At 73.3% G+C, this 21,612-nt stretch carries 23 protein-coding genes; 9 read left to right on the plus strand and 14 right to left on the minus strand.

What is annotated here, in order from left to right:
- Positions 1–22 precede the first annotated feature (22 nt).
- Positions 23–880, plus strand: a complete 858-nt coding sequence (gene map, locus I4I81_RS00730) for a type I methionyl aminopeptidase (RefSeq protein ID WP_218615719.1) — start codon at positions 23–25, stop codon at positions 878–880.
- On the opposite strand, the gene I4I81_RS00735 is transcribed toward map, so the two are convergent.
- Positions 867–1,649: an alpha/beta hydrolase gene (locus I4I81_RS00735; protein WP_218605229.1), complete on the minus strand. Its 783-nt coding sequence runs from the start codon at positions 1,647–1,649 to the stop codon at positions 867–869. The two genes, map and I4I81_RS00735, sit on opposite strands and share 14 nt — an antisense overlap.
- Before the next feature lie 47 nt (positions 1,650–1,696).
- Here I4I81_RS00735 and I4I81_RS00740 point away from each other — a divergent pair, with 47 nt between their 5' ends.
- The gene (locus I4I81_RS00740; RefSeq protein WP_218605230.1) at positions 1,697–2,281 is read left to right on the plus strand and encodes a pyridoxamine 5'-phosphate oxidase family protein; all 585 of its coding nucleotides are present in this window, start codon (positions 1,697–1,699) and stop codon (positions 2,279–2,281) included.
- Here the strand turns inward: I4I81_RS00740 and I4I81_RS00745 are convergent.
- The 8 genes from I4I81_RS00745 to I4I81_RS00780 form a co-directional block, all read right to left on the minus strand.
- Complete coding sequence (locus I4I81_RS00745; protein WP_218605231.1) at positions 2,278–2,736, minus strand: SRPBCC family protein; 459 nt, start codon at positions 2,734–2,736, stop codon at positions 2,278–2,280. The two genes, I4I81_RS00740 and I4I81_RS00745, sit on opposite strands and share 4 nt — an antisense overlap.
- Entirely contained in the window at positions 2,733–3,200 is a 468-nt protein-coding gene (locus tag I4I81_RS00750; protein ID WP_218605232.1) for a peroxiredoxin, read from the minus strand. Before I4I81_RS00750 ends, I4I81_RS00745 begins: the two co-directional genes overlap by 4 nt.
- An 87-nt stretch (positions 3,201–3,287) precedes the next feature.
- Positions 3,288–4,106, minus strand: a complete 819-nt coding sequence (locus I4I81_RS00755; protein WP_218605233.1) for a DUF1295 domain-containing protein — start codon at positions 4,104–4,106, stop codon at positions 3,288–3,290.
- Between the two features lie 4 nt (positions 4,107–4,110).
- Positions 4,111–5,490 carry a class I SAM-dependent methyltransferase gene (locus I4I81_RS00760; RefSeq protein ID WP_218605234.1) on the minus strand — a complete coding sequence of 460 codons (1,380 nt, stop codon included), beginning with the start codon at positions 5,488–5,490 and terminating at the stop codon, positions 4,111–4,113.
- Between the two features lie 17 nt (positions 5,491–5,507).
- A complete protein-coding gene (locus I4I81_RS00765) occupies positions 5,508–6,791 on the minus strand; it encodes an SAM-dependent methyltransferase (protein WP_218605235.1) in 1,284 nt (427 codons plus the stop codon).
- A complete protein-coding gene (locus I4I81_RS00770) occupies positions 6,788–7,552 on the minus strand; it encodes a DUF1365 domain-containing protein (protein WP_226363670.1) in 765 nt (254 codons plus the stop codon). Before I4I81_RS00770 ends, I4I81_RS00765 begins: the two co-directional genes overlap by 4 nt.
- On the minus strand, positions 7,549–8,823 hold the full coding sequence (locus I4I81_RS00775) for an NAD(P)/FAD-dependent oxidoreductase (protein WP_218604308.1): 1,275 nt from the start codon (positions 8,821–8,823) through the stop codon (positions 7,549–7,551). Before I4I81_RS00775 ends, I4I81_RS00770 begins: the two co-directional genes overlap by 4 nt.
- Positions 8,820–9,518 (minus strand): alpha/beta hydrolase, encoded by a 699-nt coding sequence (locus I4I81_RS00780; RefSeq protein ID WP_218604307.1) that lies wholly within the window; start codon positions 9,516–9,518, stop codon positions 8,820–8,822. Before I4I81_RS00780 ends, I4I81_RS00775 begins: the two co-directional genes overlap by 4 nt.
- A 130-nt stretch (positions 9,519–9,648) precedes the next feature.
- Here I4I81_RS00780 and I4I81_RS00785 point away from each other — a divergent pair, with 130 nt between their 5' ends.
- The 3 genes from I4I81_RS00785 (at position 9,649) to I4I81_RS00795 (ending at position 12,148) form a co-directional block, all read left to right on the plus strand.
- Entirely contained in the window at positions 9,649–10,473 is an 825-nt protein-coding gene (locus I4I81_RS00785) for a lysophospholipid acyltransferase family protein (protein WP_218604306.1), read from the plus strand.
- Positions 10,474–10,626: 153 nt separating this feature from the next.
- The gene (locus I4I81_RS00790) at positions 10,627–11,508 is read left to right on the plus strand and encodes a type IV toxin-antitoxin system AbiEi family antitoxin domain-containing protein (RefSeq protein ID WP_218604305.1); all 882 of its coding nucleotides are present in this window, start codon (positions 10,627–10,629) and stop codon (positions 11,506–11,508) included.
- A gap of 112 nt (positions 11,509–11,620) precedes the next feature.
- Positions 11,621–12,148 carry a DUF7010 family protein gene (locus tag I4I81_RS00795; RefSeq protein WP_218604304.1) on the plus strand — a complete coding sequence of 176 codons (528 nt, stop codon included), beginning with the start codon at positions 11,621–11,623 and terminating at the stop codon, positions 12,146–12,148.
- Here I4I81_RS00795 and I4I81_RS00800 read toward each other — a convergent pair.
- The 3 genes from I4I81_RS00800 to I4I81_RS00810 all read right to left on the minus strand — a co-directional run bounded on the left by I4I81_RS00800 (position 12,145) and on the right by I4I81_RS00810 (position 16,045).
- Positions 12,145–13,083: an acyl-CoA desaturase gene (locus tag I4I81_RS00800; RefSeq protein ID WP_218604303.1), complete on the minus strand. Its 939-nt coding sequence runs from the start codon at positions 13,081–13,083 to the stop codon at positions 12,145–12,147. The two genes, I4I81_RS00795 and I4I81_RS00800, sit on opposite strands and share 4 nt — an antisense overlap.
- Positions 13,084–13,161: 78 nt before the next feature.
- Positions 13,162–14,523 carry a mycothione reductase gene (locus tag I4I81_RS00805; protein WP_218604302.1) on the minus strand — a complete coding sequence of 454 codons (1,362 nt, stop codon included), beginning with the start codon at positions 14,521–14,523 and terminating at the stop codon, positions 13,162–13,164.
- A gap of 178 nt (positions 14,524–14,701) precedes the next feature.
- Positions 14,702–16,045: an aminotransferase-like domain-containing protein gene (locus tag I4I81_RS00810; protein WP_218604301.1), complete on the minus strand. Its 1,344-nt coding sequence runs from the start codon at positions 16,043–16,045 to the stop codon at positions 14,702–14,704.
- 60 nt (positions 16,046–16,105) lie between these two features.
- Between I4I81_RS00810 and I4I81_RS00815 the strand changes: the two genes are divergently transcribed.
- Complete coding sequence (locus I4I81_RS00815) at positions 16,106–16,972, plus strand: alpha/beta fold hydrolase (RefSeq protein WP_308187724.1); 867 nt, start codon at positions 16,106–16,108, stop codon at positions 16,970–16,972.
- A complete protein-coding gene (locus I4I81_RS00820; protein ID WP_218615720.1) occupies positions 16,969–17,433 on the plus strand; it encodes a GNAT family N-acetyltransferase in 465 nt (154 codons plus the stop codon). Before I4I81_RS00815 ends, I4I81_RS00820 begins: the two co-directional genes overlap by 4 nt.
- 15 nt (positions 17,434–17,448) lie before the next feature.
- On the opposite strand, the gene I4I81_RS00825 is transcribed toward I4I81_RS00820, so the two are convergent.
- Positions 17,449–18,360: an SCO6745 family protein gene (locus tag I4I81_RS00825; protein ID WP_218615721.1), complete on the minus strand. Its 912-nt coding sequence runs from the start codon at positions 18,358–18,360 to the stop codon at positions 17,449–17,451.
- Positions 18,361–18,453: 93 nt separating this feature from the next.
- On the opposite strand from I4I81_RS00825, the gene I4I81_RS00830 reads away from it, so the two are divergent.
- Positions 18,454–18,915 (plus strand): LapA family protein, encoded by a 462-nt coding sequence (locus I4I81_RS00830; protein ID WP_225924446.1) that lies wholly within the window; start codon positions 18,454–18,456, stop codon positions 18,913–18,915.
- 119 nt (positions 18,916–19,034) lie between these two features.
- Here I4I81_RS00830 and panB read toward each other — a convergent pair whose 3' ends face one another.
- A complete protein-coding gene (panB, locus tag I4I81_RS00835; RefSeq protein ID WP_372453670.1) occupies positions 19,035–19,952 on the minus strand; it encodes a 3-methyl-2-oxobutanoate hydroxymethyltransferase in 918 nt (305 codons plus the stop codon).
- Between the two features lie 95 nt (positions 19,953–20,047).
- Between panB and I4I81_RS00840 the strand changes: the two genes are divergently transcribed.
- Positions 20,048–21,604 carry an alpha/beta hydrolase gene (locus I4I81_RS00840; protein WP_218605211.1) on the plus strand — a complete coding sequence of 519 codons (1,557 nt, stop codon included), beginning with the start codon at positions 20,048–20,050 and terminating at the stop codon, positions 21,602–21,604.
- Positions 21,605–21,612 lie beyond the last annotated feature (8 nt).

A 21,612-nucleotide genomic window follows, 5' to 3' on the forward strand; every position in this document is an offset into this window, starting at 1 on the left:
GGACCGACCTACACTGGACACCATGTCCGCCCGCACGCTGCTGACCCCCGGCACCCCCACCCCGATCCGCCCCGTCCCCGCGCACATCCCGCGGCCGGAGTACGTCGGCAAGAAGGCCCCGGCGCGCAGCACCGAGCCGTGGGTGCAGGACGCCGAGACGATCGAGCTCATGCGCCACGCGGGCAAGGTCGCCGCGCAGGCCCTCGCCGTCGGCGGGGCGGCCGTGGCGCCGGGCGTCACCACCGACGACGTCGACGCCGTCGTCCACGAGTACCTGCTCGACCACGACGCCTACCCGTCGACGCTGGGCTACAAGGGCTTCCCGAAGTCCTGCTGCACCAGCCTCAACGAGGTGATCTGCCACGGCATCCCGGACACGACGGTGATCCAGGACGGCGACATCGTCAACATCGACGTCACCGGCTACGTCGGCGGCGTGCACGGCGACACCAACGCCACGTTCCTGGCCGGTGACGTCGACGAGGAGAGCCGCCTGCTCGTCGAGCGCACCCGCGAGGCGATGATGCGCTCGATCAAGGCGGTGCGCCCGGGCCGCGAGCTCAACGTCGTCGGCCGCGTCATCGAGTCCTACGCCAAGCGCTTCGGCTACGGCGTGGTCCGCGACTTCACCGGTCACGGCATCGGCCGCAGCTTCCACAGCGGCCTGGTCGTGCTGCACTACGACGAGCCGAGCGTCGACATCGTCCTCGAGGAGGGCATGACGTTCACGATCGAGCCCATGATCACGCTCGGGTCGATCGACTACGACATCTGGTCCGACGGCTGGACGGTCGTCACGAAGGACCGCTCGCGCACCGCGCAGTTCGAGCACACGGTCCTGGTCACCGCCGAGGGTGCGGAGATCCTCACGCTCCCGTGAGCAGGTCGGCCAGCCCGTCGGGCCGCAGCTGGAAGCCGATGTGGCTGCTGCGCAGGTCGTGCACGTCGAACGGGTGGTCCGGGAACGCGGCGTCGGCGTCGGCGACGAACCGGTCCTGCAGGGCGGGCGGCAGGGCGCGGTCCTCGGTGAGCCGGACGAAGGTCCGGGGCACGGCAGCACCGGCGCCCAGGCGTACGGCGTCCTCGTCGATGTGCAGCGACTCGTCGGTGTCCATCGTCGCGAGGTAGCCGCGCAGCTCGTCGGGGGTGCCGTCGGCGAGCAGGGCGCGGTGCAGGCCGTCGAACGTCGCCCCGGCGGTGGGCCAGGCGACGCGCAGCGCACCGAGCGCGACGGGGTCGGCGGCCAGCAGCCCGCCCACCAGCGGGTCGAGCAGGCTCTCGCCGACGCCCTCGTAGCTCGCGCGAGGTGCGGTGCAGCACCACGCGGAGACGTAGACGGCGCGGGCGAGGAGATCGGGCCGGGCGTTCGCGACGGCGGTGACCGTCAGCCCGCCGCGGCTGGTGCCCACCAGCACCACCGGCCCGTTGCGCGCCGCCCGCTCCACGACGGGGGTCACGGCCGCCACGTCGTCGGCGGTGCCGACGCCGGCCAGCGCGCTGCCCCCGTCGGGGATGCGTGCGGTCGGGCCGTGCCCCGGCAGGTCGACGGCGAGTGCGCGGTGACCGCGCAGCGTCAGCTCGCGCACCAGGGGAGACCAGGCCGCCGCGTTGCAGAACGCCCCGTGGACGAGGACGAAGGTCGTGATCACACCGAGCATCCTGGACGGCCGCGCCCGCGGATGCGACCGTGAAACGCATGGCGAAGATCTACGACGACATCGACGAGCGCATGACGGCCTGGATCGCGGCGCAGCCGATGTTCTTCGTCGCCACCGCGCCCCTGGCCGGTGACGGGCTCGTCAACCTGTCCCCGAAGGGCACGCAGGGCACGTTCCGGGTCGTCGACGCCCACACGTTCGCCTACCTCGACCTCACCGGCAGCGGCGTAGAGACCATCGCCCACCTGCGGGAGAACGGCCGGATCTGCGTGATGTTCTGCGCGTTCGACGGCGGGCCCAAGATCGTGCGGCTACACGGCACCGGGCGGGTCCTGTTCGCGGCCGACGCCGGCTTCGACGACGCGCTCGCGCCGTTCGGGGACGCGGGGGAGAGCCGCCGACCGCAGACCCGGGGCGTGATCACGGTCGACGTCACGCGCATCTCCGACGCCTGCGGCTACGCCGTGCCGAAGATGGATCTGGTGGAGGAGCGGGGGATCCTCGACGCGTGGGCAGACACCCGCGGGCCCGACAGGCTGGCGACCTACCACGCCACCCGCAACGCGCAGAGCCTCGACGGCCTGCCGGGGCTCCCGGCCCCGGCAGACGTCGCGTCCCGTTAGGCGGGTGAACCGAAGATCGTCACGAGCCGGCGCAGCGTGTCGCGGATCGACTTCGCGTTGTTCTTCTGCATCCCGAGCAGCTCGATGCCCTTCGCCACGGGCGAGCCGGCGTAGTCGAACGTCTCGGTGATGCGGGTGCCACCGTCGACGGGCTGCAGCTCGTAGCGCCAGATCGCCCTCGCGGGGTGGCACCAGCCGATGAGCCGGTCCTGCTCGAACTCCACCACGCGGTTGGTGATCCGGTACGGCAGCTTGATCTTCATGTCCATGCCGAACCGGTCGCCCAGCGCGAGCCTCTCCGGGCCGGAGGTGGCCCCGCGGACGGTGCCCGAGCCGTCGAACTCGTGGTGGCGGTGCGGGTTCGCGAGCAGCGCGAAGACCTCCGCCGGGGGAGCGGCGACCACGGTGGACGCGGTCACCGTCCGCCCGGCGAACGTGGCGTGATCGGTCGTCACGCAGCAGCCTTGTGCTTCTTCAGCGCGGCGAGCGCGTCGTCGGCGTGCATGTCGAACTTCGTCTCGCTCGCGATGACCTCGATGATCCGGCGGTCCTGGCCGATGACGAAGGTCTTGCGCTTGGTCTGCAGCCCACCGGGCAGCCACGAGCGCTTCGCGCCGAGCTCCTTGGCCACCTTCTTGCCCGCGTCGGACAGCAGCGGGTAACCCAGGGAGTGGGCGCTCGCGAACGTGCTCTGCGCGGTGACGTTGTCGCCGCTGATGCCGACCGGCTGCGCGCCCAGGGCAGCGAACTCGGCGGCCAGGTCACGGAAGTGGCAGGCCTCCTGGGTGCAGCCTCCGCTGGAGGCGATCGGGTAGAAGAACAGCACCACGGGGCCGTTCTCGAGCAGGGCGGACAGCTTGCGGGGGGTGCCCGTCTCGTCCTTCAGCTCGAAGTCGCTGACCTGGTCACCGGGGTTCATGGACGCTCACTCTCTGGTCGGGGTGTTGCCCGGAGTTTCGCAGCAGCGGCCCGGACGGTTCAGCAGACCGTTTTCCTGGGGGCAGTGTCATGCCTTGCGCGGCGGCAGCGGCAGGAACCCGCTCGTCCGCTTCACGTACTCGACGTAGCCGGGGCGGCGGTTGCCGATCGTCGACTCCAGCAGCTTCGCGCCGGTGCCCTTGGCCAGCAGCCACGTCATCAGCGCCGCGCTGACCAGCCCGATCAGGCCCGCCGGGTGGTGCAGGGCGAGCAGCGTGAGGCCCCACCAGACGGCGGCGTCGCCGAAGTAGTTGGGGTGGCGGGTGTAGCGCCACAGGCCCTGGTCCATGACCTGGCCCTTGTTCGCCGGGTCGGCCTTGAACGTGGCGAGCTGCGCGTCGCCGACGGTCTCGAAGAAGAAGCCGACCGCCCACGACAGCACGCCGAGCACCGTCACGGTGATCGCGAGTGCGCCGTCGGCGTAGCCGTACTGGCCGAGCTGCACCGGCAGCGAGACGACCCACATGATCACGGCCTGCGGGACGTAGACCTTGCGGACGATGTGGACCACCGGGTCGCCCTGCGCCTTCGCCATGATCTCGACGTAGCGCGGGTCCTCGTCCTTGCCGCGGTTGCGCCGCTCGATGTGCCAGGCCAGGCGGAAGCCCCATACGCACGTCAGCGCGGTGATCAGCAGCCGGCGCCACAGGTCGCCGTCGCCCACGGACAGGATCAGCGAGGTGATCGCGACGATCCCGAACCCGGCACCCCACACGACGTCGATGCCGTCGTGGCGGTTGCCGCGCACGCGGACGGCGACGACCAGTGCGGCGGCGAACAGGACGAGCACGACGACGGCGCTGACCCAGAGGTTGGTCAGCGCCGCGCCCCACGGATAGGCACTCATGCCGTCATCGTGTCGGTTCGACCAGCACCGTGCGCGCCGAGCCGTTGGCCGAGCTGCCGTTCGTCACCGAGACGTGATCCATCTCGGGGTCGCGGCCCAGGGTGGACGTGCGCCCGCGGGGCAGCCCGGACCGGCCGTCGGCGTCGGGACGGACCATGAGCATCTGGTGCACGCCCATCCGGTTCTCCTCGAACGCGAGTGCCGCGCCCGCGAGGTAGAGCAGCCAGACCCGGAACTGCTCCTCGCCGACGAGCCGGACCGCCTCCGCCTTGTTGTCCTGCAACGTGTCCAGCCACGGCCGGACGGTCCACACGTAGTGCTCGCGCAGGGAGTGGACGTCGACGACCTCCAGCCCCGCGGCCTCCAGGAAGTTCAGCGTCTCGCCGAGCGGGCGCATGTACATGTCCGGTGCGACGTAGGACTCCATGAACGCCCCGCCGCCCGGTGCGGTGTTGGCCCCGGCCGCCCCGCGCGACATCTGCTGCAGCAGCAGGCGTCCGTGGGGGAGGAGCAGCTTGTGCAGCTGCGCGGCGTAGACGGGGTAGTTGTCCTGGCCGACGTGCTCGCCCATCTCGATCGAGCTGATGGCGTCGAAGGGCTGGTCGGGGATCTCCCGGTAGTCCTGCAGCCGGATCTCGATCTTGTCGGACAGCCCGAGCGCCTCGACGCGGGCCATGCCGAACGCCCGCTGCTGGGCGCTGAGGGTGACCCCGACGGCCGTGACGCCGTAGTTCTTCGCCGCGTGGATGAGCAGCGACGCCCACCCGCAGCCGACGTCGAGCAGGCGCATCCCCGGCTTCAGCCCGAGCTTGCGGCAGATCAGGTCGAGCTTGTCGGTCTGGGCCTGCTCCAGCCCGTAGCCGGCACTCGTCTCCTGCGTCCAGTACCCGCACGAGTACGCCATCTGCGGGTCGAGCAGGAACTCGTAGAAGTCATTGGACAGGTCGTAGTGGTGCGCGATGGCGGCGCGGTCGCGGCGGCGGGTGTGCAGGCCGCCGTCGAGCCGGGCCTCCGACGCCGGGGGCTTCGGGCGCGGGCCGAGGATGCGGAGAGACGCGGCCAGCTTCACGGCGTCGATCTTGTCGGCGGTGCTCAGCTTCACCGCCCCCAGGTCCTGGGCGCGCGCGAGCTTCCAGAACCGGGACAGGCCGTCGGCGACGTCGCCCTCGACGTCGAGCTCACCGGCGACGAACGCGCGGGCCAGCCCGAGCTCGCCGGGGTTCCAGAGCAGGCGCCGCAGCGCCCGGCGGTGCCGGATGATCGCGACCGGCCCGTCGGGGGCACCGGCCTCGGAGCCGTCCCACGCCCGCAGGCGGATGGGCAGCGGCGCACCGATGAGGCGCTCGACGAGCCCGGCGAGCTGCGGGGCGACAGGGGTGGGCACGGTGTGTCTCCAGGGAGTCAGTAGGAGCGGCGGTGCTGCAGCGAGAGCTGGTAGACGTCGAGGTAGCCGACGCGGAACCCGGCCTCGCAGTACGCGAGGTAGAACTCCCACATGCGGCGGAACGTCTCGTCGAAGCCGAGCCCGGCGACGGTCTCCCAGCGGGCGAGGAACGTCTCGCGCCAGTGGGCGAGCGTGCGGGCGTAGTCGGGGCCGAGGCTGCGGCGCTCGGCGATGCGCAGGCCGGTGTGGTCGCGCAGGTTCTGCTCGATCGCGTCGACCGACGGGATCACGCCGCCGGGGAAGATGTACTTCGAGATCCAGGTGTAGTCGTTCTGCGACACCACCAGCCGGTCGTGCGGCATGGTGATCGCCTGCAGGCCGACCTTGCCGCCGGGCTTGAGCAGGCGGTCGAGCGCGGCGAAGTACGTCGGCCAGTAGGCGACGCCGACGGCCTCGATCATCTCGACGCTGACCACGGCGTCGTAGCTGCCCTGGGCCTCGCGGTAGTCGCGCAGCAGCACCTGGACGCGGTCGGCGACGCCGGCCTTCGTCAGGCGCTCCTCGGCGAGCTTGGCCTGCTCGGCGGAGATCGTCAGCGTGGTGACGCGGGCGCCGCGCTGCGCGGCCCGGGTGGCGAGCCCGCCCCAGCCGGTGCCGATCTCCAGCACGTGGCTGTCGGGGCCGACGCCCGCCATGTCGAGGATGCCGTCGATCTTGCGCTCCTGGGCGAGCACGAGGTCGTCGCTGCCGTCGGCGAACCAGCCCGCGGAGTAGGACATCGTCTCGTCGAGGAACGTGGAGAACAGGTCGTTGGACAGGTCGTAGTGGCGCTGGATGTTCTCCCGCGAGCCCTCGACCGTGTTGACCTCCTCGCTCGGCTGCCGGGCCTCGGCGAAGCGCCGCCCGATCCGCTGCAGCGTCGGCGGGATCAGGGTGGACAGCTTCGCGGCGAACGGCGTGAGGAGGTCGGCCAGGTCGGTGGTGGTCCAGTCGCCCACCATGTACGCCTCGCCGAACCCGATCTTCGAGTTCGCACCGAGGCGGTGGAAGAAGGCCTCGGGCCGCACGATCCGCATGACGGGCGAGTCGGGACCGCCTGCGCCGATCCGCTCCCCGCCGGGGAACACGACCCGCACCGGCAGCGGCTTCACCGCGCGCCGGAACAGCGCCTCGGCGATCCGGGCCTTGCCCGGGGCCCGCGGCGCCGTCGCCAGGCCGGGCCACACGCCCTCGTTCGGGCGGGGGACGAGATGGTTGTTGGAGCGCCGGACGGGCGCCGAGCTGATGGGTTCAGTGGTCACTGGACGCCCTCCTGAGGTGAGTGCTTCGGCCGACGGACGACGGGCAGGCGCCTGAGCCACAGCGTGATGCCGTGGCGGCGGATGAGCGCCGACGTGCGGTAGGTCATGAGCGGACGCCGCACGAGCATCCGGGCGAGCGCGGCGGGGGTGGCGGGGCGGCGGGTGCCGACGACGGTGGCCGTCAGCGCGGTGGCGTCGTCCTGGCGCAGCGCCACGGTGACGGCGAGCCGGTCACCGGGCAGCGGCAGCGTCATCCGGTAGGTGCCCTCGACGGTGAGGAACGGGGAGACGTAGAAGTCCTTGCCGGTCTCGGCGCGGCCGGCGTCGTCGGTGCGCAGCAGGTAACAGTGCCGCTCGCCGTAGGTGTTGTGGACCTCCGCGACGACGCACTCGAGCGTGCCGTCGGGCCGGTGGCACCAGTACACGCTGATCGGGTTGAACACGTAGCCGAGCAACCGGGCGTTGGCGAGCATGAGCACCTGCCCGCCGTGCAGGTCGACGCCCTGCGTGGCCAGCCACGCGTCGAGGTTCTGCCGGATGGTGCGGCTCGGGTCGCCGAGGTGGTCGCGCGCCTCGAAGCGGGCGAACGGCCGCAGCCAGCGGGGCAGCTCGGGCAGGGCGTCGACGTCGACGAGCCACAAGTAGATCGCGTGCCCGAAGCTGCGGTCCATGGCCTTGCGGCGGACGTGGCGGACCTCGGCGTCGTAGAGCGACGGCACGACGACCGGCGTCCGGACGATCTCCTGCTGCGACGACGTCACCAGCCGGCTCCCAGGCTGGCGGCGGCCCGCACGCCTGCGGCGCACCCGTCCTCGTGGAAGCCCCAGCCGTGGTAGGCGCCGGCGAAGGCGACCGTGCCGTCGTTGAGCTGCGGCAGGCGGCGCTGCGCGGCCACCGACTCGGGCGTGTAGATCGGGTGCTCGTAGTGCATGGTCGCGATGACCTGGCCGGGCTCCACGCGGTCGGTGCCGTTGAGTGTCACCACGTAGTCCTCGGGCTCGGCGAGGCGCTGCAGCCGGTTCATGTCGTAGGACACGAGCACCGGCGCGTCCCGGCTGGAGCAGGCCGACTTGAGGTAGTTCCACGAGGCCCGCGCGTTCGCGTGCCGCGGCAGCACCGACGTGTCGTGGTGCAGCTGCGTGGTGTTCGGCGAGTACGCGAACGCGCCCAGGACGTCGCGCTCGTCCGCGGTGGCGTCGGGCAGCAGGGCCAGCGCCTGGTCGGGGTGGGTGGCGATCACGACCTTGTCGAAGCGCTGCGTGCCGTCGGCCTCGATCTCCACCCCGTCGGCGCTACGCCGGACGGCCTTCACCGGGTTCGACACGTGCACCGCGGAGATCCCCTTGACGACCTGCTCCACGTAGGCCCGGGACCCGCCCGTGACCGTGCGCCACTGCGGCGAGCCGCCGACGGAGAGCAGCCCGTGGTGGTCCAGGAAGGTGAACAGGTAGCGCGCCGGGTAGGACAGCGACACGCTCTCGCCCGCCGACCACACGGCGCTCACGACCGGGAGCATGAAGTGCTCCACGAAGTAGCGGGAGTAGCCGCCGATGGCCAGGAACGCGCCGAGCGTGACGTCGCCCGCGCGCTCGTCGGCCAGCACGCGTCGGGCGTGCCGGTGGAACCGCACGACCTCGGCCAGCATCTTCAGGTACTGCGGCCGGGCCACGTTGGACGCCTGCGGGAACAGCCCGCCCAGCTTGCGCGCCCCGGCGTACTCCAGGCCGCAGCCCTCGCAGCGGACGCTCATCGACATGTCCGACTCCTGCGTGGCCACGCCGAGCTCGGCGAACAGGCGCAACAGGTTCGGGTAGGTGCGCTCGTTGTGCACGATGAACCCGGAGTCGACGAACGCGGTGCCGCCGTCGGGGGTGGGGAGCTCGTGGGTGTGCGCGTGGCCGCCCAGGCGCGCGTCGGCCTCGTACAGCGAGACGTCGTAGCGGCGCTGCAGGAGGTACGCGGCGGTGAGACCGGCGACGCCGGACCCGACGACGGCTGCGGTGGGCCGGTCGGTCGCGGGCAGCTGGCTCATGTGTGGGCTCCATGGAGTACGGCCCGTAGGCCGCTCGGTGTCGGTTGGTGCAGAGCATTCGCAATCACCGGGTCCACGGGTTCGATGTCGAGGACACCGAGCACGAACCGGCGGGTCAGGGCGTGCCAGTCGGCCACGCGGGTGAGCATGAAGTGCCCGGCGCCGGGCACGTCGAACCGGCAGACCGCTACGCCGCGCTCCTTCGCGCGCACGGCGTAGCGGTAGGACTCCCCGGGGTCGGTCCAGCGTTCGCGGTCGCCGTGCGCGATGAGGACGGTGCGGCCGTCGAGCTGGACGACGGGGTCCGACGCGTCGAGCCAGGGGGCGAGCGCGCAGACCGCGACCACGTTGGACGATGCGGCGGCGCCGAGCGCGGCCCGTCCGCCCATCGAGTGCCCGACCAGCACGACCGGCACGCCGGGGAACCGCTCGGCGAGCTCGGAGAGTGCCCACTGGGCGTCGCGCAGCGCGTCCTTGGCGGGGGCGTTCCAGCCGCGGTAGCGGTAGCGGAGCATGTAGACGCCGGGCCCGCTGCGGCTCAGCGCGCGGGCGAACGGCAGCATCCGCCGGTAGGTGAGGCGCTTGCGATCGCCGCTCTCGCGGCTGTGCGCGCGACCGCCGTGCAGGACGAGGACGAGGGCGGACGGTGCACCCTGCTCCCGTCCGACGGGCTCCAACCTGGGCAGACCGGACATGTCGGGCACGACGACCTCACGAGCGGGGGGATGGGGCGAAATCAGTGTCGCCGGACATTCCGTCGCGGTCCTGTCGCCGGATGGGGGCTGGGACGCACGTCACACCGGGCCCGTGCGACACAATGGATTCATGAGGCCGCTCACGACCTGGCAGAAGCTGCGCCTCACCGTCACGCGGCGGTGGGACACCTCCGGTTTCTGGTACGGCTTCGCGATCTGGTTGCTCTGGCCGTTCACGATGTTCGGCACGAAGATCGGGTGGCGGGGCGGGGAGCACATCCCGCGCACCGGTGGTGCGCTGCTGGCGCTCAACCACGTCTCGTTCGCCGACCCGATCTTCGACGTCGCGTTCACCGTCTCGCACGGGCGGATGCCCCGGTTCCTGGCGAAGTCGGAGCTGTGGGACGTGCCCGTCGTGCGCTCGGTGCTGGGCAAGGGCGGCCACATCCCGGTCTTCCGGTCCTCCGCGCGCGCCGGCGACGCCTACCGCGAGGCCATCGCGGCCGTGCAGCGCGGCGAGATCGTGGCGTTCTACCCGGAGGCCACCTACACCGCCGACCCCACCGGTTGGCCGATGAAGGCCAAGAACGGCATCGGCCGCATCGCGCTGGTCACCGGCGCTCCGGTCATCCCGGTCGCGAACTGGGGCACGCAGGACGTCCTGCCGCCCGGCACGAACGTGCCCCGGCTGTTCTTCCCGCGCCGCCGCGTCACGGTGGTGGCGGGCCCGCCCGTCGACCTGACGCGGTGGCTCGGCGGCCCCCGTACCCGCACCGCCCTCGACGGCGTCACGGGCGCGATCATGGCCGATGTCACCGCGCTGGTGGCGGGGATCCGCGGCGAGACGCCCCCGGCGGTTCCCTACGACCCGGCCACCGCCCGCACCGAGCTCCCGCCGTCGGGTCCGCCCACGGTGGCCGTCCCCCCGGTGGAGGAGCGCCCCACCGCGTCATGATCGCCAGGAAGGGGACTGCCGTGTCACGGCCGTGATCGCCGGAAGTGGCCCCCTGGTGTCGCCGGCGACACCTGCTGACCACTCCTGACGATCTCCGGGGTGGGTTCTCGCGTTCCGCCACGGGGCCGGGGTCGTGCGCGGCATGCTCCGTCGGTGTCCCCGGAATCCGTCCTCGCACCGCTGCTCGCGAGGCAGGCGGGTGTGGTCACGCTCGGGCAGGCCGTCGCGGCCGGGGTGTCGGCGAGCTCGGTGCACCGGCGGGTGCGGTCGCGGGCGTGGGACCTGCTGCACCCGGGCGTCTACCTGGTCGGGGGGCACCGGTACACCGACGAGGTGCGGATCCGGGCCGCCTGGCTCCGGGCCGGCGGTGCGCCCGCGATGGTGAGCGGGCCCGCGGCGGCGTACTGGTACCGGATGCTCGACCAGGCCCCGGCCGTCGTCGAGCTGACGGTGCCGCGGCGTCGCCACCTGCGGCCGGCACCGGGGATGTCGGTCGTGCGCCGCGACCTGTCGCCGGTCGACCTCGTGATCGACCGCGATCTCCACCTGACCGCGCAACCCCTCACCGCGCTGGAGACGGCGCTGGCGCTGCCGGACGGGTCGGTGTTCCTCGACCGGGCGCTGCAGCGCCACGTCCGCTTCCCGACGCTCTACCGCGCCTACTGTCGCAACCTCGGCCGCCGGGGGTCGGGCGCGGCCGCCCGGATGATCAGCGCGGCCGCCGACCGGGCGGACTCGGCCGCGGAGCGCCTGCTCATCACCCTCCTGCGCGACGCCGGGATCACCGGGTGGGTGCTCGGGCACCCGTTCGGGCCGTGGCGGATCGACCTGGCCTTCCCCGCGGCTCGGCTCGCCGTCGAGGTCGACGGGTGGGCGTGGCACGTCGACGTCACCAGGTTCCGCAACGACCGGCGCAAGGGCAACGCCCTGCACCGCGGTGGCTGGGACCTGCTGCGCTACACCTGGCACGACCTCGACGGCAGCCCTGCCGACTGCGTGCGGGAGATCGTGGACTCGCTCCCGGCGGCAGCATGATCGCCGGGAGTGGTCGGGAGGTGCCGCCGGTGACACCGCGCCGCCACTCCTGGCGATCATCGGTGACATTTGTGCGTACCGCGGGCCGCGGGCCGGCTGACACCGTGGACGCATGGACGAGGGCTGGTTCGTGCGGGACCTCGCGGTCACCGCTGTGGTGTTCGGGACGGCGGCGTTCGTCTGGTTCGGGTGGGGGCAGGAGGACCCGCCGGCGCGCTGGCGGGCGTGGCTGGGCGCAGGCTCCGGGCTCGGGCTGCTGGTCGCCCTGGTCGGCGGGTTCCTGACCTGGCAGAACTGGGGTCCGGACTCGGTGTTCGCCGTGGCGCAGACCCGTCGCGCGTTCGGCGTCGTCTGCGGCATCGAGTTCGGGCTGGCCGGGCTCGGGGCGGCGGTGTTCGGCGTCCGGAGGCGGCCGCGGTGGATCGCCCCGTGGATCGCGTTCGTCGTGGGCGCCCACTTCGTGCCGCTGGCGTGGATCTTCCGCGACCCCGGGCTGGTGGTCCTCGCCGTCCTCGTCTGCGCCGCCGCGGTGGCCGCGGTGGTACTACGCGGGCGATTCACCCCCAGCGCGGTGACCGGCGTCGGGGCCGGCACCGCGCTGCTCGTGTTCGGGGCGCGCGCCGCGCTGCTGGTCGTCTAGACGCGGGCCAGCTTCTCCAGGCGCTTCGTGGTGGGCCAGCGGACCGAGCGGGCCCAGCCGAGCTTCTCGAAGGCCCAGATCACGCGGGCGGAGATGTCGACCTGGCCGCGCTGCACGCCGTGCCGGGCGCAGGTGGGGTCGGCGTGGTGCAGGTTGTGCCACGACTCGCCGAAGCTCAGGACGGCGAGCGGCCACACGTTGCGGGAGTGGTCGCGCGAGGCGAAGGGCTGCTCGCCGATCATGTGGCAGATCGAGTTGATCGACCACGTGACGTGGTGCAGCAGCGCGACGCGCACCAGCCCGCCCCAGAAGAACGCGGTGAGCGCGCCGGCCCAGGACAGTGTCACCAGACCGCCGATGACGCCCGGCAGCACGAGCGAGAGCGTGGCCCACAGGACGAACAGCTTGTCGACGCGCACGATGTCGCGGTCGGCGAGCAGGTCGGGGGTGAAGCGCTCCTCGTTGGTCTGGTCGCGGCCGAACAACCAGCCCATGTGCGAGTGGTAGAAGCCCCTCGCCAGCGCGCGCGGACCGGTACCGAACAGCCACGGGGAGTGCGGGTCGCCCTCCTTGTCGGAGAACGCGTGGTGGCGGCGGTGGTCGGCCACCCAGTCGATGACGGGCCCCTGCAGTGCGAGGCTCCCCGAGATCGCCAGCGCGACGCGCAGCGCCCGGTTGGCCTTGAACGAGCCGTGCGTGAAGTAGCGGTGGAACCCGACGGTGATGCCGAGGCCGCTGACGACGTAGAAGGGGAGCGCGATCGCGATGTCGACCCAGCTCAGGCCCCAGCCCCAGGCGAGGGGCACGGCGGCCAGCAGCGCGAGGAGCGGGGTGATCACGAAGACGTAGACGGCGACGGTCGACGCGACCCCGCGCTGCCCGTCGAGGATCGGCTTCGGACCGGCAGACCGGGTGGGGCTCTCGGCTACGGACATGGGCGGCACCTCGGGTGTCGACGGAGGAAGGGTGACCTAAGTGGTTACCCCAGTATCCAGCATTCGACGCCCGAGCCCCTACAGATCGAGCCCGAGCAGTGCGTTCTCGACCACTTCCGGCAGCGCGGGGTGGATCCAGTACTGCCCGGTGGCCATCTCGCGCGCCCCGAGACCGAACGCCATCGCCTGGATCAGCGGCTGGACGACCGTGCTCGCCTGCGGCCCCATGACATGGGCCCCGAGGATCCGGCCGGTCCCGCGCTCTGCGATGACCTTGCAGAACCCCGTGGTGTCCTCCATCGCCCAGCCGTACGCGACGTCGCCGTAGGCCTGGACCTTCACGACGACGTCGATACCCTCGGCACGGCACTGCGCCTCGGTGCGCCCGACGGCCGCGATCTGCGGGTCGGTGAACACCGCGGCGGGCACCGCGTGGTGGTTGGTGGCGCGCAGGTCGTCGGGGTGGGCGAGGTTGTGCGCCACGACCTTCGCCTCGTGGTTGGCCACGTGCTTGAGCTGGTAGGGCGAGCTGACGTCGCCGAGCGCGAACACCCCGTCGACGTTCGTGCGCTGGTACTCGTCGACGGCGATGCGGCCGTCGTCGTGCACCTCGATGCCGGCCTTCTCCAGGTCGAGGCGGTCGGAGTTCGGCTTCCGGCCGGTCGCGACGAGCACGAGGTCACCCCGCACCGACGAGCCGTCCTGCAGCGTCAGCTCCACGCCGTCGGCACCGTGCCGGGCCGAGGTGATCGACTGTCCGAGGCGGACGTCCCACCGGTCGCGGACGGCCGCGGTGAACCGCTCCGCCACCGTCTCGTCCTGCGAGCGCAGCAGCTGCTGCCCGCGGCCGATGATCGTGACCCGGGAGCCGAGCGCGGAGAAGACGTGCGCGAACTCGGCCCCGATGTACCCCGCACCGACGACGAGCAGGTGCTCGGGCAGCGCGTCGATGCGCATGATCGTGTCGGATGTCTCGTACGGGATGCCGGAGTCGGTGATGGGGCCCGGGATCGCCGGGCGGCCGCCCGCGGCGATGACGATGCGGTCGGCGCTGAACGGCTCCCCGCCGTCGACGGAGATCTCGCGCGGCCCGGTGAACCGGGCGTGCCCCTCGTAGACGGTGACGTTGGGGCAGCGGTCGACGCGGTACTCGCGCCCGCCCGCGGAGATCGGGTCGATGCGGCCGAAGACGCGGTCGCGGATGTCGCTCCAGCGCACCTTGTCGACGGTGGCGTCGATGCCGTACTTCGACGACTTGCCGATGAGCTGCGCGACGTCGGCCGGGTAGACGTACATCTTCGTCGGTATGCATCCGACGTTGAGGCACGTGCCGCCGAACACCCCGTGCTCGACGATCGCCACGTCGAGGTGGTCGAAGCGGGGATCGACGATGGAGTTGCCGGAGCCGGTACCGATGACTGCGAGATCGTGGTGGCGCACCCGGCGAGGTTAACCGGGGACAGGGCTCCCCGTCGGGTGCGTCCGCGGACCGTCACCACCGGCGAGGCGGACGACACCCCAGGCAGGCAGCCCGGCGCCCAGTCCGGACCCGAGGTGCCACAGCGCCCCGGTCGCCCAGCGCCAGGGGCGATGCGAGCCAGCGCAGCACCCGGGCGACCTACTCCACCCCGTCGTCGCCGGGGTTGCTGCGGGCCAGCGCGGCGAGCCGGTCGAGCGCGCGGGCGAGCACCGGCAGGGGCGGGGCGGCCAGCGCCAGGCGGACGGCGTTCGGCGCGTGCGCGGTGCCGACGGCGAACGCGGCGGCCGGGGTGACGGCGATGCGGAGCCGGGCTGCCGCGGCGACGAACGTCTCCGCCCGCCACGGCGCCGGGAGCTCCCACCAGCAGTGGTAGGCGGCCGGGTCGGCGCGCACGGTGAGCCGCTGGTGCACGAGGGACTGCCGCACGAGGGACTGCCGCACGAGGGACTGCCGCGCGGCGGCGTCGACGCGCTTGGCGGCCTCGATCTCGGCGACCGCACCCGAGGCCATGGCCCGGGCGGTGGCGTCGAGGGCGAAGCCGGTGGCGGTCCAGCCGCCCGACCGCAGCGCCGCGGACACCCGCCCGGCCCACTCCGGCGGCGGCACGACGATCCCGACGCTGAGCCCGGGCGCGAGCCGCTTCGACAGCCCGTCGACCACGACCGTCCGCTCCGGCGCCCACGTCACCAGCGGCGGGGGACCGTCGCGCAGGAAGGCGTAGATCGTGTCCTCGATGCACGGCAGGTCCCGCTCGCGCAGCACCGCGGCCAGCTCCGCGCGGCGGGCGGGCGGCATCGTGGTGCCGAGCGGGTTGTGCAGCGTCGGCTGGACGTAGACGGCGTCGAGCGGCCCCGCGTCACGCACGCCGTCGGGGACGAGGCCGTCGTCGTCGACGGGGAGGGCGACGAGCTGCACGCCCAGGCGCGCGGCGATCCCGCGCACGACGGGATAGGTGAGGGCCTCGACGCCGAGCCGCCCCCCGACGCCGACCAGCGCGCCGACCGCGGCGGCGATGGCCTGCCGCCCGTTGCCGGCGAAGCGGATCGCGTCGGGATCGGGGGACCAGCCCGGGCGCGCGAACGTGGCCGCGGCGGCCGCGCGGGCGGCCGGGGTCCCGGTGACGCCGGTCGGGGCGAGTGCGGCCGTCAGTGCGTCGGGGCGGAGCAGGGGGCCGAGCGCCCGGGCGAGGATCTCGGCCTGTCCGTCGACGACGGGGAAGTTCAGCTCCAGGTCGACGCGCCCGTCCGCGGGGTCGGGCAGGTCGGGCCCCGGGTCACCGACCCGCACGAACGTGCCGCGCCCGACCTCCCCGACCGCGATCCCGCGTCGCACCAGCTCCGCGTAGACCCGCGACGCGGTGGACACGGCGATCCCGCGGTCGCGTGCGAAGCGCCGCTGGGTGGGCAGGCGTTCGCCGGGGCGCAGGCGTCCGGCGTCGACGTCGGCGGCGAGGGCGTCGGCCAGCGAGCGGTAGTCGTCCATGATTGCTCCGAGCACATTGTCAGTCTTGAACTTGGTCAATGTACCGCTCAGACTCGGATCGTGATCGCTGCTGACGACGTCGGACCCGTGCCGCTGCTGCTCGTGCACGGGCATCCCTTCGACCGCTCGATGTGGCGGCCCCAGCTCGCGCGCTTCGGGCCGCGGCGCCGGGTGCTCGCCCCCGACCTGCGCGGCTACGGGGCCACCGGCGGCGCGACGCTCGGGTGGAGGGCCCTCGCGGAGGACCTCGTGGAGCTGCTCGACGACCGTGCGGTGCCGCGCGCGGTGGTCGTCGGCCTGTCGATGGGCGGGCAGGTGGCGATGGAGCTGCACCGGATCGCCCCGGAGCGGGTGGCCGGATTGCTGCTCGCCGCGACGACCCCGATGGCCGAGTCCGACCGCGCGGGACGCCTGGCGGGCGCCGGGCGGCTGGAGCGCGAGGGGATGGGCCCGTACGCGACGGAGGTGCTGGACCGGATGGTCGTCCCCGGCTCGCCCGCGGCCGCGCACGTCGAGTCCATGATGCGGGCGGCCGATCCCCAGGGTGCCGCCGCCGCGCAGCGCGCCCGCGCCGACCGGCCCGCCTACCCGTTGCACGACGTCACCGTGCCCGCGGCGGTGGTGGTCGGGACACGCGACGGCTTCACCCCCGTCGAGGAGGCCCGGCGGACCACAGGCGCGCTGCCCGACGCGGAACTGACCGTCGTCGACGGGGTGGCTCACCTGCCCAACCTGGAGGCGCCCGACGAGTTCGACGCGGCGCTGCAGCGGCTCCTGGACCGGGTGGAGGGACGTCGGGGGCGGGAGACGAGCGACTCGCGGCGGGAAAGTAGCGACTCGGGGGCGGGAGATGAGCGACTCGCGGGCGGGGATCTCGCGACTCGCGGGCCGGGGTCGGGCACCCGGTCTGGTAGGGATGGCGCATGAGCAACGACGTCTTCGCGGCCACCGTGCACCGGGCCTGGGCGGCCGACCTGGACCCGCGCACGTTCTACGAGCTGCTGCGGCTGCGGGTGGACGTGTTCGTCGTCGAGCAGGAATGCGCCTACGCGGAGCTCGACGGCCGCGACCTCGAGGACCGCGCCCGGCACTACTGGCTCGGCGGCGAGGGCCGCCCGGAGCCGATCCTGGGCACGCTGCGGCTGCTCAAGGAGCCCACCGGCGAGCACCGGATCGGGCGGCTGTGCACCGCCCGATCCGCCCGCGGGCGCGGCCTGGGCAAGCGGCTGATGGAGGCCGTCCTCGGCGAGATCGGCGACCGCCCCTGCGTCCTCGACGCCCAGCAGCACCTCGTCGACTTCTACCGGACGCTCGGTTTCGAGGCCGTCGGCGAGCCCTTCGACTGGGACGGCGTGCCGCACGTCTCGATGCGCCGCGGCGCCCGCTAGGACCCGCCCGCCGGCTCAGCCCGCGGCGCGCTTGCGCGGGTCCGGCGGGAACGCGCCCGCCGCCACACATCGCTCCGACCAGCCCGCCAGCGCCGCGACGACCGGTTCCAGGTCGTCGCCCAGTGCCGCGACCAGCGCGTCCTGCGAGGTGTCGGTGGCGGCCTCGATCCCGTCGCGGACGGCCCGGCCCCGATCGGTGAGGGAGCCGTCGACGATCAGGCCGTCGGCCTCCAGCCGTGCGACGGCGGCCGCGGCGGCCTCCTCGGGCCACGCCCGGGTGCCGGAGTACTCGCCGACCGGGTAGCCCAGCCAGACCTCCATGAGCACGCCCATCCGCACCGGGTCGAGCCCGGCGGCGACGGACGCGGCGACGTGTCCGTCGCCGCGGTGCTCGCGCACGAGGTCGGCGGCGCGCCACAGCCGGCCGAACGCGTCGTCGAGGCGCGGCCGGGCGCGCAGTGCCGCGAACAGCACACGGCCGGTGCCGTCGAGGCCCGCGACCGCGTCCTCCAGGATCCCGGCGACCCGCACCGCCTCGGGTTCGGCGGCGTCGCCGAGGACGGCGCGCAGGCTCGCGGCGGTCGCCGCGTCGCGCAGCGCGATCAGCTCGGGCAGCGGCACGATCGCGCGGCCCGCGGTCCACAGCGCGTCGACCAGGCCCGGCTCGAACACCGCGAACGTCGCCGCCACGACGGACGACGGCACCTCGCCCAGCGGCGCGGCCCGGCCGGTGACGTAGCCGGTGAGGAAGTCGTGCCCGCGCTCGGCGAGCGCGCGGTTGACCGCCTCGGACCAGACGGCGTGCATCGCGACCGGTTCGAGGGCGTCGCGCAGGGTCCGAGCGGGGGTCGGGGACGGCCCCGCGACGGCGGCGGGGGAGCCGGCGGGCTCGTCGAAGAAGGTCTCGAGCGCGGCGGCGTAGTCCATGATCCGACGTTAACCGACCGTGCTCCGCCTCACACGACGCGTTGCGGGATACTTCGCGGCGCACGCGGTGAGACGAACAGGGATGGTGGCGGCATGAGCGAGGACCCGACCCGGGCGACGCGATCTGGGGGGCCCAGCTACGGCAGTGTCGGTCCGCACGACCCGCACGCCGACCCGGCGACGAACCCGGGCATGCGCCCGGTCGGCCCGGTCACGGACCCGGACGGGCAGACCGTCGCGGTGCGGTCGGACCCGGACACGGCGCCCGTCCCGACGACGCCCGCGCCCGGCAGGCGCGACCCCGTCATCACCCACAGCCGCAGCGGCGGGCTGTGGACCGGGCTGATCCTCTCGGCGATCGTCGGCATCTTCCTGCTGGTGTTCATCCTGCAGAACAACGTGCCGGTCGAGATCAACTTCCTGGGCTTCACCGGCTCGCTGCCGACCGGCGTGGCGCTGCTGCTGGCCGCGATCGCCGGGCTGCTGCTCGTCGCGATCCCCGGTGGGCTGAGGATCCTGCAGCTGCGCCGCGCGGCCAAGCGCGCCGGACGCTAGGAGCGGGCTCGGAGCCCGGGTCCACCGCGCTCGCCGCAGGCGGAGCCTCCGGCGCCGTCCCGGTACCGGGACAGGGCTCTCCGCGGGGGCGCGCGTCGACGCGCGCCCCCGCGGGAGGATCAGGAGTACGAGTGATCCGCGTCGGGGTACTCCCCGCCGCGCACCTCGTCGCCGAACCGCCGCGCGGCGTCGACCAGGATCGAGCCCACGTCGGCGTACTGCCGTACGAAGCGCGGCTTGCGGCCGCGGTTCATCCCGGCCATGTCCGACCAGACGAGCACCTGCGCGTCGCAGTCGGGGCCCGCGCCGATGCCGATCGTCGGGATGGCGAGCTCGCCGGTGACGCGCTTGGCGACGTCGGCGGGGACCATCTCCAGCACCACGCCGAACGCGCCCGCGGCCTGCATCGCCAGCGCGTCCTCGATGAGCTTCTCGCCGTGGTCGCCGCGGCCCTGGATGCGGAACCCGCCCAGTGCGTGCTCGCTCTGCGGCGTGAAGCCGAGGTGGGCCATCACCGGGATCCCGGCGCCGGTCAGCGCCTCGACCTGAGGGGCGTAGCGCGCCCCGCCCTCGAGCTTGACGGCGTGCGCGCCGCCCTCCTTCATGAACCGGAAGGCGGTGGTCAGGGCCTGCTCGGGACTGACCTGGTAGCTGCCGAAGGGCAGGTCGGCCACGACGAGCGCGCTCTTCGCTCCGCGGACGACGGCCTTGACCAGCGGCATCAGCTCGTCGACGGTCACGGGGATGGTGTTGTCGTAGCCGTAGACGTTGTTGCCGGCCGAGTCGCCGACGAGCAGGACCGGGATGCCGGCCTCGTCGAAGATCTCCGCGGAGTAGACGTCGTACGCGGTGAGCATCGGCCAGCGCTCGCCGCGGTCCTTCATCTCGCGCAGGTGGTGCACGCGGGTGCGCTTCGGGGTGGCGGGGGCGCGGTAGGGCGCCTGCACCTCGGTGTTGTCAGACATCGTTGTCCGTCCTCCCTCGAGGCCCGTCGGGGTCCCCGGGTTGTCAGGTGGTGACGAGGGAGAGCGTGACAGCCCGCGGGGCCGGCGGCACCGGCGAGCGACGGAGTTCACACCGGCCGGGTGATCCGCCGGACGGGGGGCGCCGGTCGGCTGGCATGCTCGGGCCGATGGACGTCCGACGTGTCGCCGCCCCCGCCGCCGCGCTCGCGCTGGCGCTGGTGGCCGGGTGCACCACCACGGTCGCGGGCACCGGTTCCGCCGCGGGGTCACCCGCACCGGCCGGCCTGGCGTCGTTCTACGGCCAGGAACCGGCCTGGGGGCCGTGCGCGCCGTTCGCGGTCACCGCCGACGACCGCAGCTCCTACGCCGACCCCGCCCTGGACTGCGCCACCGTCACGGTGCCGCTGGACTACGCGCGGCCCGACGGCGACACCGCCGAGATCGCGATGCTGCGCAAGCGCGCCACCGGGGACCGGATCGGGTCGCTGCTGCTCAACCCGGGCGGGCCCGGCGCGTCCGGGATGAGCTTCGGGCCGTCGATCGCCGCCGGGATCGCGGGCACCCCGCTCGCCGAGCGGTTCGACCTCATCGGCTTCGACCCGCGCGGGGTCGGGGCCAGCGAGCCCGCGATCGACTGCGAGACCGACACCGAGCGCGACGAGGAGCGCGCCGACATCGACGCCGACGGCTCACCCGCGGGCGTCGCGCTGGTGGAGGCCGACTCGCAGGAGTTCGTCGACCGCTGCGTCGAGCGCGTCGGGGTCGACGTGCTGGCCAACGTCGGCACCCGCGAGGTCGTGCGCGACCTGGACATCCTGCGCGACGCGCTCGGCGACCGGCAGCTGACCTTCCTCGGCTACTCCTACGGCACGTTCATCGGGGCGAAGTACGCCGAGGCGTTCCCGGCGAACGTGCGGGCGCTCGTCCTCGACGGGGCCGTCGATCCCGCGCAGGACCCGGTGGAGAGCTCGGTGGACCAGGCGGCCGGGTTCCAGCTGGCCTTCGACGCGTTCGCGGCCGACTGCACCACCCGGCCGGACTGCGCGCTCGGGACGGACCCCGCGGCCGCCGTCGACGCGTTCCGGGCGCTGGTCCTGCCGCTCTACGACAGCCCGGCGGCCGTCGGCGACGGGCGGCGGCTCGGCTACGCCGACGCGATGACCGGGGTCGTCCAGGCGCTCTACAGCGACCAGCTCTGGGAGGTCCTGCGGCTCGGGCTCACCGAGCTGACGGCCGGCAGCGGCCGCGTCCTCGCGCTGCTCGCCGACAGCTACGAGGGCCGCGCCGAGGACGGCACCTACGACAACGACCTCGAGGCGTTCCCGGTGATCGCCTGCGTCGACGACCGGCGCCTCACCGATCCCGCGGTCTACCTGGAGATCGACACCCGGTACCGCGAGGTCGCCCCGTTCCGCGACGACGGCCGCGGCCCGAGCGCGGCCCGCCCGCCGTGCGCGTTCTGGCCGGTGCCGCCGACCACCGAGCCCGCGCTGCCCGTCGTCGACGGGCTCCCGCCGGTGCTGGTGATCTCGGTGACCGGCGACCCGGCCACGCCGTACGAGGCCGGGGTGCGCCTGGCCGACCAGCTCGGCGCCGCGCTGCTGTCGGTCGAGGGAAACCAGCACACCGTCGCGCTGACCGGCGTGCCGTGCGTCGACGACGCCGTCACGCGGTACCTCGTGGATCTCGAGATCCCGGCCGACGGAGCCTCCTGCACGATCTGATGACGTCA

The organism is Pseudonocardia abyssalis (assembly GCF_019263705.2).
Taxonomy (GTDB): domain Bacteria; phylum Actinomycetota; class Actinomycetes; order Mycobacteriales; family Pseudonocardiaceae; genus Pseudonocardia; species Pseudonocardia abyssalis.